Source organism: Micromonospora sp. NPDC051924 (assembly GCF_055586005.1).
This window is the reverse complement of sequence record NZ_JBVJJA010000060.1, coordinates 1-14,522: the sequence shown is the minus strand read 5'-3', so window position 1 is coordinate 14,522 and position 14,522 is coordinate 1. Positions and strand designations below refer to the sequence as shown.

The following is a 14,522-nucleotide window of genomic DNA, read 5'->3' as shown; positions in this document are numbered from 1 at the left end:
GGAAGCCGTGAGATGCCTCGTCACCGGCGCCACCGGGTACATCGGCGGCCGGCTCGCACCCCGGCTGCTGGCCGAGGGACACACCGTACGCTGCCTGGCCCGCAAGGCCGGGCGGCTGCGGGACGTGCCGTGGGCGGCCCGGGCCGAGATCGCCGAAGGCGACCTGCGGCGACCGGAGACGCTGCCGGCCGCGTTCGAGGGCGTCGACGTGGCGTACTACCTGGTCCACTCGCTCGGGCAGGCCGGCTTCGAGGCGGCCGACCGGGAGGCGGCGGCCAACTTCGCGGCGGCCGCCCACGCGGCCGGCGTACGTCGGATCGTCTACCTCGGCGGCCCGGAGCCGAAGGATCAGGACGAGCTTCCCTCGGCGCACTTGCGGTCCCGCGCGGAGGTCGGCCGCATCCTGCTGGACAGCGGCGTGCCGACCGCCGTGCTCCGGGCGGCGGTGATCATCGGGTCCGGCTCGGCCTCGTTCGAGATGCTGCGCTACCTGACCGAGCGGCTGCCCGGCATGGTCACCCCGCGCTGGGTGCGCAACCGGATCCAGCCGATCGCGGTCCGCGACGTGCTGCGCTACCTGGTCAGCTGCGCGGACCTGCCGCCCGAGGTGAACCGGGCCTTCGACATCGCCGGGCCGGACATGCTCACCTTCCAGGACATGATGCAGCGGTACGCGCGGGTGGCCGGGCTGCCCCGGCGCATCATCCTGCCGGTGCGGGCGCTGACCCCGTCGCTCTCCTCGTACTGGGTCGGGCTGATCACCCCGGTGCCGAGCGCCATCGCCCGGCCGCTGGTGGAGAGCCTGGTCCACGAGTCGGTCGCCCACGAGCACGACATCGCCCGGTACGTCCCGGACCCGCCCGACGGGCTGACCGGCTTCGACCAGGCCGTCGCGCTGGCGCTGGCCAAGGTGCGCGACGCCGAGGTGGAGACCCGCTGGTCCACGGCGAGCGGGCCGGACGCCCCGGCCGAGCCGCTGCCCAGCGACCCGAAGTGGTCCGGCGGGACCGCGTACACCGACCTGCGGGAGCGGGAGGTGGCCGCACCGACGGCCGCGCTGTGGCGGGTCATCGAGGGGGTCGGCGGCGAACACGGCTGGTACTCCTTCCCGCTGGCGTGGTCGGTGCGGGGCTGGTTGGACCGGCTGGTCGGCGGGGTCGGGCTGCGCCGGGGGCGGCGCGACCCGCACCGCCTCCAGGTGGGCGAGGCGCTGGACTTCTGGCGGGTCGAGGAGATCGTCCCCGGCGAACTGCTCCGGCTCCGCGCCGAGATGCGGCTGCCCGGCCGGGCCTGGCTGGAGATGCGCGCCGAACCGGCCGGCGGGGGCCGCAGCCGGTACGTCCAGCGCGCCGTCTTCCTCCCCCACGGCCTGGCCGGGCACCTCTACTGGGGCTCGGTCTTCCCGTTCCACGCGGTCGTCTTCGGCGGCATGGCCCGCAACATCGCCCGAGGCGCCGAACACCCCGCCTGACCCGGGGTCAGTTGCCGGTGCGGGGGCCGGTCTGCTGGAAGGCGACGGTCTGGCTGGGGGGCACGAAATCGAGGACGGGCTGGTCGCGGAGGGCGTACGCGAGCAGGTTGCCGACGGCGGCGATCTGCCGGACCTGCATGCCGCCGCCGACGGCGTCCTGCGGGTTGTCGGGGTTCGCGGCGATGGTGGCGACGGCGAGCTGCGGCGTGAAGGCCACCACCGTCTCCGTCGCGTTCCGCTCCGAGCTGCCGGTCTTGCCGGCCAGCGGCCGGCGCAGCCCGGGCGCGAGCTCCTCCGCGGTGCCGCCGTCGCAGCGGTGGTACATCGACTGGTCGCCGACCGGGCAGCGGGAGGCGTCCGCCGCCGCCCGGGCCACGTCGGTGTCGAGCGCCTGTCGGCAGTCGGTGTTCCCGGCGGCGACCTTCCGGCCGGTGGGGTCGGTAATCGAGGTGACCGGGGTGGGCCGGCACCAGACGCCCTCTGCCGCCACCGTCGCGTACGCGTTGGCCAGGTCCAGCGGGGTGGTGTCGGCGACGCCCAGGGTGAACGGCCCCCAGTTCTTCGCGCCCTCGCGGGCCAGCTTGGCGTCCGTCGGCGAGCGCAGCACGATGCCGAGCCGCTGGGCCATCGCCACCACCCGGTCCGCGCCCACCCGCTCGGTCAGCCAGGCGAAGTATGTGTTCACCGAACGGCCGAAGGCGCTCCACATGGTGCGGTCGCCGTTCATCCACGTCGGGTTGGCGTTCGCCGGGCACCAGAAGCCGCCGCAGCTCGCCGGGCCGCCGTCGATCGGGAAGTTGGTGACGTAGGTGCTCCGCGCGTCGAAATCGGTGGCCAGCGGCAGGCCGGACTCCAGCGCGGCCAGCAGCGCGAAGAGCTTGAAGGTCGAGCCGGCCTGGTAGCCGGCGATCCCGCCGCCCCCGGCCACCAGCTGGTTGACCGTGTTCGGGTAGTTCTGCTGCCCGTCCGGGTTGTCGGCCACGCTGTAGTTCCGGTTCACCGCCATGGCCAGCACCCGGCCGGTGCCGGGTTGCACCACCGCGGTCGGCGCGGCCCGCTTGTTGTTCGTCGCGTAGATCCGCAGCACCTGCTCGATGGCCATCCGCTGCACGTCCGGGTCGAGCGAGGAGACGATCTTCCAGCCGCCCCGGCGCAGCGTCCGCTGCCGCTCGTCGGCGGACTTGCCGAAGGCCGGCTGGGCGTTCCACCACTGGGTGAACCAGTCGCAGAAGAAGCCCCAGTCGTTGCGGTCCTCGGGGACCGCGGTGCAGTCGTTCGGCGTGGCGCTGGGCGTCAGGTCGAGCTGCTCGGCCTTGGCCCGGGTGGCGTCCGCGGCCGCGAGCTGTCCGGTCTCCACCATCCGGTCCAGCACATACGCCCGGCGCCCGAGGGCCGCGTCGGCGTCGCCGTTGATCGGGTCGTCGGTGTCCGGCGACCGGACCAGGCCCGCGAGCAGCGCCGCCTGGGCCAGGGTCAGCTTCTCCGGTGTGGTGGAGAAGTAGCGCTTGCTGGCCGCTCCGATGCCGTACGCCCCGGCGCCGAAGTACGCGATGTTCAGGTAACGGCCGAGGATCTCGTCCTTGCTCAGCTCCCGCTCCAGGGCCAGCGCGTACCGCATCTCGCGGATCTTGCGACCCACGGTGACCTCGGTGGCCTTGGCCCGCTGTTCCTCGGTCAGCCGGGGATCACCGGCCAGCGCGTTGCGGACGTACTGCATGGTCAGCGTGGAGGCGCCCTGCCGGGTGCCGCCCTCCCGCCCGTTGACCGTGAAGGCGCGCACCACGCCGCGCACGTCGACGCCGTGGTGCTGGTAGAACCGGACGTCCTCGGCGGCCACGATGGCCTGGCGCATCACCGGCGCCACCTCGGCGACCGGCACGTCCACCCGGTCCTCCACGTAGAACGAGGTGATCAGGGTGCGGCCGTCGTTGGCGTAGAGGTTGGACCGCTGGGCCGGCTGCGGCGTACGCAGCGACTCGGGCAGCGCGGTGTAGGGCATCAGGTTCTTGAAGCCGAGCCCGAACACCAGCGCGGCCGGCAGCGCGGCGGCCGCCAGGGCGAGTCCGGCGAGCACGCCGGCGAGCAGGACGGTGAACAGCTTGTCGAGATGGGCCCGGTTCATCAGCTCTCCCCGCAGGAGCCGGCCGTAGGACCCGTCCAGGATGACCGGAATCGGCGGTTACGCCGCCTTCTTCCCTGAAACGCGCAGGAAGTTCGCGAGAAAGGATGAACCTCAGGCCAGCAGCGCGGCGGCCAGCGGGTGGACGGTCTCCTCGATCTCGTCGGCCACCCGGCTGAAGCACTGGTCGCCCCGGCCCCAGGGGTCGTCGAGGTCGTCCGTGGGCAGCGGGGTGGCGCCCTGCCGGGCCGCGTCCGCCGCCGCCACCAGCGCCACGCCCCGGGCGTACACCGCGTCCGGGGTGGCCTCGACCGGGGGCAGCCCGGCCGCGTCCACCCCGCCCAGCAGCCGGCCGAACTCGCCCAGCACGAAGGTGCGCCCGGCGGCGTCCGGCCGCAGCGCCACCACGTACTCCTGCTGGTCGGCGGTGGCGGTGAGGACCAGGTCGGCGGCGTCGATCAGGTCGGAGCGCAGCTTGCGGGCGGCGAACCCGGCCACGTCACCGCCGCGCGAGGTCACCTGCCGGGCCGCCGGCGGGTTCATCTCCTCGCCCGCGTGCCAGCCGCCGGTGCCGGCGCTGTGGCTGTGCAGCAGCTCGTCGAAGCGATCCGGGTCGACCCCGAGCCGACCCAACCGCTCGCGGACCGCGAGCACCAGCAGCCGCTCGGCCATCGGGGACCGGCAGATGTTGCCCATGCAGACGTGCAGGACGGTGAACGGCGGCACTCAGACCCCCCGCTCGTCGAGGATGTCCGGCACCACGTCGCGCAGCTTCTCCAGGGTCACCGCCCCCTGGCGCAGCACCCGGGGCACCTCGCCGGTGAGGTCGACGATGGTGCTCGGCACCGGGTCCAGCGCCGGGCCGGCCTCCAGGTAGGCCCGGACGCCGTAGCCCAGTTGCTCGCGGGCCTCCTCGGCGGTGAGCGCGGCCGGCTGGCCGACCTTGTTGGCCGAGGCGACCGCCATCGGGCCGGTCTCCCGCAGCACCTCCAGCGCCACCGGGTGCAGCGGCATCCGGACCGCCACCGTGCCGGTGGAGTCGCCCAGGTCCCAGGCCAGGCTCGGGGAGTGCTCCACCACGATCGTCAGCGCGCCCGGCCAGAACGCCTCGACCAGGTCCCGCGCCGAGCGCGGCAGCGAGAAGACCAGGCCGTCGAGGGTGTGCCGGGAGCCGATGAGCACCGGGGGCGCCTGCCGGGCGCCGCCCTTGGCGTCCGCGAGCGCCTTGACCGCGTACGGGGTGAAGGCGTCGGCGCCGATGCCGTAGACCGTGTCGGTCGGCAGGACGACGAGTTCCCCGTTCTTGACCGCCTCGATGGCAGCGGCGATGCCGCGGTCCCGGTCGGCGGGCGACCGACAGTCGTAGAGCATCACGAGGAGCCAGTCTGCCACGCCGGGGCCGCATCGGCGTGCTGGCCGTCCGCCCGCCGGGACGCGGTGGCGAACCGGGGCCGCCCGACCAGGTCGCGGTGCTCCTCGACGTGCTCGTACCGGCCGTCCGCGGCGAGCAGCGCCGGCACCGCCGCGCCGTGCGTGTCGTCGTGCTCGACGCCCAGCGCGCCGCCGGGGCGCAGCAGCGCCGCCGCCCGGGCCACCACCGGGCGGATCACGTCCAGCCCGTCCGCGCCGCCGAAGACCGCCTCGTCCGGGTCGTGCCCGGCCACCTCGGGCGGTACGACCACCGACCGGGGCACGTACGGCGGGTTGCAGAGCAGCACGTCGACCCGGCCGACCAGGTCGGCCAGGAGGTCCGGGGCGGTGACGTCGGCCGCGACCACCTCGACCGGGGTGTCCCCGGCCGCGGCCCGCTCGGCGGCGTTGCGGCGCAGCCAGGCCAGCGCCGCCGGGGACCGTTCGACGGCGACCACCCGGGCCGCCGGCAGCTCCTGGGCGACCGCCAGAGCGATCGCGCCGGAGCCGCTGCACAGGTCCACCACCAGCGGGGCGGCGTGCCGCCGGCCCAGCGTCACCCCCCAGCCCGCCAGCAGCTCGGTCTCCGGGCGGGGCACGAACACCCCGGGGCCGACCGCCAGCTCCAGGTGCCGGAAACCGGCGACCCCGGTCAGGTGCTGCAGGGGCTCCCGGGCGACCCGCCGGTCCACCAGCGCGTCCAGCCGCTCCCGCTGGTCCGGCGTGAAGCCGTCGGCCAGCGCCAGCCGGCCGCGCGGCACCCCCAGCACGTACGCGGCGAGCAGCTCGGCCTCCGCCCGGGGCGCCTCGACCCCCGCCGTGGCCAGCGCCCGGGCCGCCCGGGCGACGACCAGGGAGGGGCGCTCGCGTTCTGTCCCTTCGGACGGGTGTTGCGGGAGGAAGGTCACGACATAATCATGAAGCGTCGCGGTTCACAGCACGAGCGGGTGCGCCCGGAGGCACACCGACAGGGAGGTCGCGAGTGGGCTGGCTCGACCGGGTCGAGGACCAGGTTGACGCCCTGCGGCGTGCCCGGACGTTGCAGGAGGCCAGCCGCTCGGCCGAGGCGTGCGCCCTGCTCGACCGGGTGATCCGCACCACCGAGGACCCGTACGCCCGGGCCGACGCGCTGGTGCAGCGCCTCTCCGCACTGATCAATCTCGGCCGCACCGCCGAGTTCACCCGGGCCATCGAGGAGGCGTCGGCCGCCGTCCGGGACCTGGCCGAGCCGTACCTGCACGGGCACCTGAACGCCCTGGCGGCGCTCGCCGCGCACCACCAGGGTGCGCTGGACCGGTGCGTCACCCACCTGGTGAAGGCGGCCCGGGCGCTGACCGCCGACGACGACCCGGACCGGGACACCGCCTGGGGCTGGCACGACCTGGCGATGGCCTACTCATACCTGAGCTTCCACGGGCACGCCCTCGGCGCGATCGAACGCGCACGCCAGGTGGGGCTCACCGCCGGCATCCCCGAGGAGACGTTCGCCGCCCCCGGCATCCGGCTGCGCAACGCGGTCGCGCTGGACCACAACGGCGACAGCGACGGCTGCCTGCGGGTGCTGCGCGACGTGGCCGGCGACTTCAGCCGCTTCCTGCGCAGTGGGCGGGCCGGCAACATCCGGCCGAGCAGCCTCGCCGCGTACGGGTACGCCGCCGCCCGCCGGGCCGCCCTCGGCGACCGGGTGGAGACCGGCACCGACGCCGACCCCGCCCGGCTGCTCGGGCACGGCGGCGACAGCGCGCGGGCCCGGGACCTGCGCCAGCTCGGCCAGATCTGCCTGGCCATCGCGGACGGCCGGCCGATCGAAGCGGTCACCCGGCTGGACACCACCCGGGTCTCCAACGAGACGCTCGGCACGGCCGAGGCGCCCCGGCTGCGCAGTATCGCGCTGGCCCGCGCCGGGGACCACGCGGCGGCGCACCGGGCCGACCGGCACGCGTTCCGGCTCGCGGCCCAGCGCAACGACCGGCTGCGGGACGTCTACATCGACGGCATCGCCGCCCGGATCGACCACGAGGAGATGCGCCGCGAGGCCGCCCGGTACGAGGGCGAGGCGCTCACCGACCCGCTCACCGGGCTGCCCAACCGGCGCCGGCTGGAGCGCTACATCGGCATGGTGGTGGCCCGGGGCGAGCGGGTGGTGATCGGCGTCTGCGACCTGGACGGCTTCAAGGCGGTGAACACCCGGCACGGCCACCACTCGGGCGACCTGGTGCTGCAGCGGATCGCCGGGGTGATCAACCGGGTGATGCGGCGCGGCGACTTCGTGGCCCGCTACGGCGGGGACGAGTTCGTCGTGGTGCTGCCCGAGACGGGCATGACCGAGGCGGCCGAGGTGGCCCGCCGGATCCAGGCCGCCGTCCGCACCGAGGACTGGGAGTCGCTGGTGCCCGGCACCCCGGTCGGGGTGAGCATCGGCTTCGCCGAGGTGAACGGCGGCTCCGGGGCGAGCGTCCGGGAGGCCCTGGGCGCCGCCTTCGAACTCGCCGACCGGGAGATGCTCCGCGCCAAGGACCGCCTCCGCGCCTCCTGACCCGCCGCACCCGCACCCGCACCCGCACCCGCACCCGCAAGATCCGCACAACTTCCGGGAAAGTGCTGCCTCCGCGCGCCGGGAGGCGACAACTTCCGGGAAAGTGCTCCCCGGACGAGGGCAGACCTTGGGGCGCGAGGCGGCGCGGCGGGTCAGCGGCGGGTGAGTTCGGTCTCGCCGGCGAGGCGGGCGGCCCGGTCGGCCTCGGTGAGGGCGTCCAGGACGCCGTCCAGCTCGCCGCCCAGGGCCAGGTCGAGGTTGTACGCGGTGTAGCCGATCCGGTGGTCGGTGATCCGGTTCTGCGGGAAGTTGTAGGTGCGGATCCGCTCCGACCGGTCCACCGTGCGGACCTGCGCCTTGCGGGCGTCCGAGGCGGCGGCGTCGGCCTGCTCCTGGGCCGCCGCGAGCAGCCGGGCCCGCAGGATGCGCATCGCCTGCTCCCGGTTCTGCAGCTGCGACTTCTCGTTCTGACAGGAGACCATGATCCCGGTCGGCACGTGGGTGATCCGGACCGCCGAGTCGGTGGTGTTGACCGACTGGCCGCCGGGCCCGGACGAGCGGAACACGTCGATCCGCAGGTCGTTCGGGTCGATGGTGACGTCGACGTCCTCGGCCTCGGGCAGCACCAGCACGCCGGCCGCGCTGGTGTGGATCCGGCCCTGCGACTCGGTGACCGGGACGCGCTGCACCCGGTGCACGCCGCCCTCCCACTTGAGCCGGGACCAGACCCCGTTGCCGCCCTCCGGGACGCCCTTGGTCTTGATCGCCAGGGAGACGTCCTTGACGCCGCCGAGGTCGGAGTCCTGGGAGTCGATCACCTCGGTGACCCAGCCGTGCCGCTCGGCGTACCGGCTGTACATCCGGAGCAGGTCGCCGGCGAAGAGCGCCGACTCCTCGCCGCCCTCGCCGGCCTTGATCTCGACGATGACGTCCTTGGCGTCGTGCGGGTCGCGCGGGATCAGCAGCTCGGCGAGCTTCTCCTCCAGCGCGGGCAGGGACGCGGCGATGCTCTCCGCCTCGGTGGCGAAGGCGGGGTCCTCGGCGGCCAACTCGCGGGCGGCGGCCAGGTCGGCCCGGGCCTGCTCCAGCTCGCCGGCGGCCTTGTGCAGCGGGACCAGCTCGGCGTAGCGCCGGCCGACCCGCCGAGCGGTGGCCTGGTCGGCGTGGATGGCCGGGTCGGCCAGCCGCTGCTCCAGGTCGGTGTACTCGTCGAGGAGGGCGGCCAGGCGCTCACTGCTCATGGTGCGGATGCTCCTTCGACGACGACGACGACCGGACGGGGACGGGGAACGGGGCGGGAAGAAATGGGCGGAAACGGACGAACGCCCGCGCCCGGCGCGGAGCCGGGCACGGGCGTCGTCGACGGAGCTACTTGGCCTTCTTGGCCTGAACCTTGGCGTACTTCTGCTGGAACTTCGCGACCCGACCGGCGGTGTCCAGGACGCGCTGCTTACCGGTGTAGAACGGGTGGCAGGCGCTGCAGGTCTCGACGCTGATCTGACCGCCCTTGGCGGTGCTGCGGGTCGTGAAGGTGTTGCCGCAGGAGCAGCGGACCTCGGTGGTCACGTACTCCGGGTGGATGTTGGGCTTCATGTCGCCTCGGTCCTTTCGTGGATGGTCGCCGGGTCGCCGTCGTGATCCCCGTCGTCCGCGACGGGCTCGGGCGTGAACCGGAACCGGTGGCCGATTGACCAGTGTGCCATGGGCGTCAGCCGACCCGGCAAGCGGGCCGCACACGAGGTCCGGCAGGCTCAACGCTCACCTCCCCGTACGCATTCCCGGGCGACTCGCGGGCATTCGTCAGGCCGGTACGGGGAGCCCCGGGACGAACGGGAGGTACGGGATGTTCCGCCTGATCGCCACCCGTGGGCTGCCCGCCTCCGGCAAGACCACCTTCGCCCGGCGGCTCCAACCCGACGTGGTCCGGGTCAACCGGGACGACCTGCGCCGGATGATGCACGGCGCGCGGCTGTTCACCCAGTGGGCCGAGGGGCAGGTCACCCGGGCCCAGCGCGCGCAGGTGGAGGCGCTGCTGGCGGCCCGGGTGAGCGTCTGCGTCGACGACACCAACCTGCGCTCCCGCACCCTGCGCGACTGGGCGGAGCTGGCCGAGCGGTTCGGCGCGGCATTCGAGGTGCACGACTTCACCGACGTGCCGCTGGAGGAGTGCCTGCGCCGGGACGCCGCCCGGCCCGAGGAGGACCGGGTCGGCGAGGCGGCGATCCGCCGGCTGCACGAGCGCTACCTGGCCAACCGCCCGCTGCCGCTGCCGCTGCCGACCGCCCGGACGGGTGGCCCCGGCCGGATGGCGCAGGGTGGGACCGAGCGCCCCGACATCGTGCTGGTCGACATCGACGGCACGGTCGCGCTGAACGTCTCGCGCAGCCCGTACGACATGACCCGGGTCGCCGACGACGCGCCGAACGAGGCGGTGATCGCGGCGGTCCGGGCGATGCACGCGGCCGGCCACGGGGTGGTCTTCTGCTCGGGTCGGGATGCCTCGGCGCGGGCCGACACGGTTGCCTGGCTGGCCCGGCACGTCAAGGTGCCGTACCTGGCGCTGCACCTGCGGGCGATCGGCGACCACCGCAAGGACGCCGTGGTCAAGCAGGAGATCTACGAGCGGGAGATCCGGGACCGGTACCGGGTGGTCGGGGTGTTCGACGATCGGCAGCAGGTGGTCCGGATGTGGCGCTCGCTCGGGCTGACCGTCTTCCAGGTGGCCGAGGGCGACTTCTGAGCGGCGCGAAGGGCCCCGGGCCCCCGTTCGACACCGACGCCGGTGCCGGGGACGCGGACCGCACCCGCCGCGTCCCCGGTCCCGGCCTCAGGCGGCGGGCGCCTCCGCCGCCGTCAGGGTCACCGTCGCCTCGGCGCGGACCCCGTTGACGGTCACCGCCAACAGCACCTGCGCGCCCGGGCGCAGCGCGGTCAGCACCCCGGTCGCCGGGTCGAACCGGGCCACGTGCCAGGGCTTCACCCCGTCGGCGCCGCCGATCTGCAGGTTCGGCGAGCCGGACCAGTCGGCGCTGACCGGCGCCGCCACCGGGACGGTACGGCCACCGGGCTGGGTGAGCGTGGCGCCGACCGGCGCCGGCTCGCCGACCGCCAGGTCGGCCGGGGCGGCCAGGGTGAGCCGGTCGACGTGGGCGTGGAACTCCGCGGCGACCCAGTCCGGCCCCTCGGCGAGCGGATCGCGGCGGGCCTGCTCGGCCTCCTCGGAGGTCACCGGGTCGACGCCGAACTCGGTCCAGCCGGTGAAGCCGCCGAGCTGGGCCGGGGTGGAGGGGTTCTTGCCGGAGTTGCCGTTGATCACGTACGGCACGCCGTCCACCCGGTCGGCGTGGAAGGTGCCGACGTGCCCGTTGACCATCAGCGCGCCCTTGCCGGTGCGGTGCTGGAAGTCGGCCAGCCACTGCTCCACCAGGGCCGCCTCCTTCCGGTCGAGGAGCTGGCTGGCCTTTGCCGGGCTGGGGTCCCGCGGCGGGTGGTGGAAGAGCACCGCGACCGAGCCGACGGCCGGGTCGGCCGCCGCCGCGTCCAGGGTGTGGCGCAGCAGCTCCACCTGGTCGAAGCCGCCGCCTCGCAGAGAGCCGGTGGCGGTGCTCAGGGTGACGAATCGGGTGCCCTGGTGGTCGAAGACCCGCGAGGTGTCCCCGAAGACGCTGCGGAAGTTGCCGATCGGCGCGCCCATGATCTCGTGGTTGCCCGGCACGTAGTAGTACGGCAGCTCGCCGCCCAACTCCTCGTCCAGGATCCGCTTTGCCAGCGCGAAGTCCGCCGGGTACGCGGTGTCCACGAAGTCCCCGTCGATGATCAGGAAGTCCGGCTTCGCCGCCTTGACCTCGCGGAGCGTACGGCGGGCCTGGGCGACCAGGTCGCTGTCCGGGTCGGCGGCGACGAACTGGGCGTCCGACATCACCGCGAACCGCCAGGGCGCGCCGTCCACCGTGCCGTCGCGGAGCACCACCCGGTCGGTGCGGTTCTCCTCGGCCGGAGCCTGCACCGTCGGGGGCACCCGGGCTACCAGGTCGTCGATCACGACCTCGCTCCGGTACTGCTTGGCCGGGTCGGTCTCGGCCACGTAGAAGCGGCGCACCCGGACCGGGTACTGCACGCCCGGCGGCACCGTGAACTCGACGTACCGCCAGCCGGTCCAGGTGACGTACGGGCCGCGCAGCACGAACTGGGTGTCCTGCGCGTCGTGCAGGTGCAGGCTCGGCCATTCCCCCGTGCCATTGCCCTTGATCCACATGCCGAACGCCTGCGGCTGCCCGGGGACGTCGATCCAGGCCGGCGGATCCGCGTAGGCGGCCCGGGTGCCGGTGGACTGGCTGAAGTCGTACGACATCCGCAGGCCGGTGCCGGTGTGCCCGGAGGCGGGGGCGACCGCGCCGCTGGCCCGGGCCTGGCTGAACTTCCACGACGCCGCGTCGTCGAAGCCGGCCACCGGCACGTCGGTCAGCCCGACGGTCACCGGCAGCACGGTGGTACGCGTTCCCACGTGGACGGTGACCAGGGCGGAGCCGGTGCCGCCGAGCGCCTCGACCGACAGGTTGCCGTCCGCGGTCGGCGTGACCGCCAGCAGGTCGTGGTCGTACTCCAGGCGCAGGTCGGCGGGCTCGATCGGCGCGGTGTTCCCCTCGGCGTCGAAGCCGACCACGCCGAACAGGCCGGTGTCGCCGGGGTTGTTCAGGCCGAGCCGGTCGACGGTGGCGTCGATCCGGTCCAGCGGGCCGAGCACGGTGAGGTCGAGCGTGCCCCGGGCCTCCTCGCGCCAGGCGGTGACGGTGCTGCGGCCGGGGCGGCCGGCCCGGAAGACGCCCTCGTCGTCCACGGTGCCCTGGGCGGCCGGGTTGGCCCGCCACTGCGGCGCGCCGGCGGCCGGCCCGTACGTCTCGTCATAGCCGGCGGCGGTGAGCCGGCGGGTGAGGCCGGGGAAGACCCGGTCCGGCCGGCCACCGCGGATCGGGGCGACGCCCGGCGCGGCGGTCGGGTCGCTCGCGGTCTCCAGCCAGTAGCCGGTGAGCCGGCCGCTGCCCTGCGGGGCGTAGATGGCCAGGCCGTTCGGCACCGGCCGCTCGCTGCCGTCGGACGGGCTGTTCTCCACCTGGACGGTGGCCGCGCCGGGCTCCCGGGCCAGCAGGGTCGACGAGCCGCCGCCGTCGAGGTTGAGCGCGTTCGCCGCGCCCAGCTCGACCATCATCCGGCCCATCTCGGTCTGCGTGACGCCCCGGCTGTCCACCTGCCGGCCGTCGACCGTCAGCATGATCATCTTGCGCCCGTCGGCGGAAAAGCCGACCGAGGTACGCGGGGCGAGCGTCTGGTCGGCGATGTTCTGCACCACGCCGTCCCGGACCAGCACGCTGCCGCCGCCGACGGCGGCGCGCGGGCTGCTCCCGTCGGACGCCTTCGGCCGCCAGGTCACGTCGACCGGATCGCCGGGGCGCAGCGCGGCCAGGGCGTCGGCCCCCGCCTCCCGGCCGAGCAGCACGGTGGTGCCGGCCGGGATCGGACCCTCGCCCGCCGTGGTGGCCACGGTCGCGACCCGGCTGCCGGTCACCGTCACCTCGACCACCCGCGCCGCGCCGCTCACCGCGCGCTGCCGGGTGTACGTCCCCCAGAGGGGGCTGAAGACGCCGATGCCGTTCGACTGCACCATGTTGTTGAACTGGGTCAGCGGTACCGGCCCGGCCGGCAGGGCCGCGCTGCCCTCGAAGCCGACCTGGATGATCCGGCCCAGCCCCTCGGCGCTGATCGCGGCGGCGTTCGAGTGCCCGGCGACCGGCGACTGGATCAGCTCGCCGGAGCGGATGCCGATGCCCTGGGCGGCGCCGGAGTTGTTGATGTCGAAGAAGTCGCCGTTGACGGCGGCCACCGCCCGGGAGCGGTCCACCGCCGCGCGCAGCGGCTCGTCCCGGGTGACCGCGCCGGAGTTGACGTAGTCCACGGTGACGCCGCCGGAGAGGTCGGCGGTGAGGGCGTCGGCACGCAGCCAGCCGGCGGCGTCGTACCGGTCGAAGGAGGTCAGGTCGAGGCCGGGAGCGACCGGACGGGTGGCCTTCGCGGTCTCCAGGCCACCGGCGGGCGCCAGGCCGGCGGCGGCGAGGACGACCGCCGCGTCGGGGCGGGACGAGGCGGCCGGGGCGTCCTCGGCGAAGGTGGCGGCCTCGGCCGCGGGCGCCGCGACGCCGGCCGGTACGGGTCCGGCCAGGGTGAGCACCGGCGTGAGCAGCAGGGCGCCGGCGAGACGGGCGGATCGACTGCGGGTACGCATGGACGACAGTCAACCCGGAACTGAACAGAAGTTTCAAGAGGCATCCGTTTAACCGAAGAAAAACTTCACCCCTTGCCCGGGTACGCGAAGAGGGGCACGGCCGTCTGGCCGTGCCCCTCTTCGGGTCGCTCCTGTCAGCTCACTCGCCCGGAGTGGACTTCGCGATCTGCATCAGGAACTCGATGTTCGTCCGGGATTGCTTGAGCCGGTCCAGCAGGAGGTCGAGCGCCGCCTGCGAGTCCAGCGAGTGCAGCACCTTCCGGAGCTTGTGGACGATCGCCAGCTCCTCCGGCGCGAGCAGGACCTCCTCCTTGCGGGTGCCGGAGGGGTTGATGTCGATCGCCGGGAAGACCCGCTTGTCGGCGATCTTCCGGTCCAGCTTGAGCTCGGCGTTGCCGGTGCCCTTGAACTCCTCGAAGATGACCGTGTCCGCCATGGACCCGGTCTCCACCAGCGCGGTGGCGAGGATGGTCAGCGAGCCGCCGTTCTCGATGTTGCGCGCCGCGCCCAGGAAGCGCTTCGGCGGGTAGAGCGCGGTGGAGTCGATACCACCCGACATGATCCGGCCGCTGGCCGGCGCTGCCAGGTTGTACGACCGACCGAGCCGGGTCACCGAGTCGAGCAGCACGACCACGTCGTGGCCCAGCTCGACCAGGCGCTTCGCCCGCTCGATCGCCAGCTCCGCCACCGTGGTGTGGTCCTGCGGCGG

General features: G+C 74.2%; 10 protein-coding genes and 1 pseudogene. 3 read left to right on the top strand and 8 right to left on the bottom strand.

Features of this window, described 5'->3' with window-relative positions:
* The first annotated feature begins 7 nt into the window (after positions 1-7).
* Positions 8-1,471: an SDR family oxidoreductase gene (locus tag ACZ6S5_RS31025; protein WP_466005782.1), complete on the top strand. Its 1,464-nt coding sequence runs from the start codon at positions 8-10 to the stop codon at positions 1,469-1,471.
* A 7-nt stretch (positions 1,472-1,478) separates the two neighbouring features.
* Here the strand turns inward: ACZ6S5_RS31025 and ACZ6S5_RS31020 are convergent, their stop codons facing one another.
* The 4 genes from ACZ6S5_RS31020 to prmC form a co-directional block, all read right to left on the bottom strand.
* Positions 1,479-3,593 carry a transglycosylase domain-containing protein gene (locus tag ACZ6S5_RS31020; protein WP_466005781.1) on the bottom strand — a complete coding sequence of 705 codons (2,115 nt, stop codon included), beginning with the start codon at positions 3,591-3,593 and terminating at the stop codon, positions 1,479-1,481.
* A gap of 111 nt (positions 3,594-3,704) precedes the next feature.
* Positions 3,705-4,316, bottom strand: coding sequence for an arsenate reductase/protein-tyrosine-phosphatase family protein (locus tag ACZ6S5_RS31015; protein ID WP_466005780.1), 612 nt, complete (start codon positions 4,314-4,316; stop codon positions 3,705-3,707).
* Complete coding sequence (locus ACZ6S5_RS31010) at positions 4,317-4,961, bottom strand: L-threonylcarbamoyladenylate synthase (RefSeq protein WP_466005798.1); 645 nt, start codon at positions 4,959-4,961, stop codon at positions 4,317-4,319.
* Positions 4,961-5,908 carry a peptide chain release factor N(5)-glutamine methyltransferase gene (prmC, locus tag ACZ6S5_RS31005; protein ID WP_466005779.1) on the bottom strand — a complete coding sequence of 316 codons (948 nt, stop codon included), beginning with the start codon at positions 5,906-5,908 and terminating at the stop codon, positions 4,961-4,963. The genes ACZ6S5_RS31010 and prmC overlap by 1 nt, the downstream gene beginning before the upstream one ends.
* 74 nt (positions 5,909-5,982) lie before the next feature.
* Here prmC and ACZ6S5_RS31000 point away from each other — a divergent pair, with 74 nt between their 5' ends.
* A complete protein-coding gene (locus ACZ6S5_RS31000) occupies positions 5,983-7,536 on the top strand; it encodes a GGDEF domain-containing protein (protein WP_466005778.1) in 1,554 nt (517 codons plus the stop codon).
* A 152-nt stretch (positions 7,537-7,688) separates the two neighbouring features.
* Here ACZ6S5_RS31000 and prfA read toward each other — a convergent pair whose 3' ends face one another.
* Positions 7,689-8,777 (bottom strand): peptide chain release factor 1, encoded by a 1,089-nt coding sequence (prfA, locus tag ACZ6S5_RS30995; protein ID WP_466005777.1) that lies wholly within the window; start codon positions 8,775-8,777, stop codon positions 7,689-7,691.
* Between the two features lie 127 nt (positions 8,778-8,904).
* Entirely contained in the window at positions 8,905-9,129 is a 225-nt protein-coding gene (gene rpmE, locus ACZ6S5_RS30990; RefSeq protein ID WP_073834647.1) for a 50S ribosomal protein L31, read from the bottom strand.
* 250 nt (positions 9,130-9,379) lie between these two features.
* Here rpmE and ACZ6S5_RS30985 point away from each other — a divergent pair, with 250 nt between their 5' ends.
* Entirely contained in the window at positions 9,380-10,276 is an 897-nt protein-coding gene (locus ACZ6S5_RS30985) for a phosphatase domain-containing protein (RefSeq protein ID WP_466005776.1), read from the top strand.
* An 87-nt stretch (positions 10,277-10,363) separates the two neighbouring features.
* Here ACZ6S5_RS30985 and ACZ6S5_RS30980 read toward each other — a convergent pair whose 3' ends face one another.
* Positions 10,364-13,813: a phosphodiester glycosidase family protein gene (locus tag ACZ6S5_RS30980; protein WP_466005775.1), complete on the bottom strand. Its 3,450-nt coding sequence runs from the start codon at positions 13,811-13,813 to the stop codon at positions 10,364-10,366.
* A gap of 139 nt (positions 13,814-13,952) precedes the next feature.
* Positions 13,953-14,522: pseudogene (locus ACZ6S5_RS30975) on the bottom strand (transcription termination factor Rho); the annotation flags it as partial.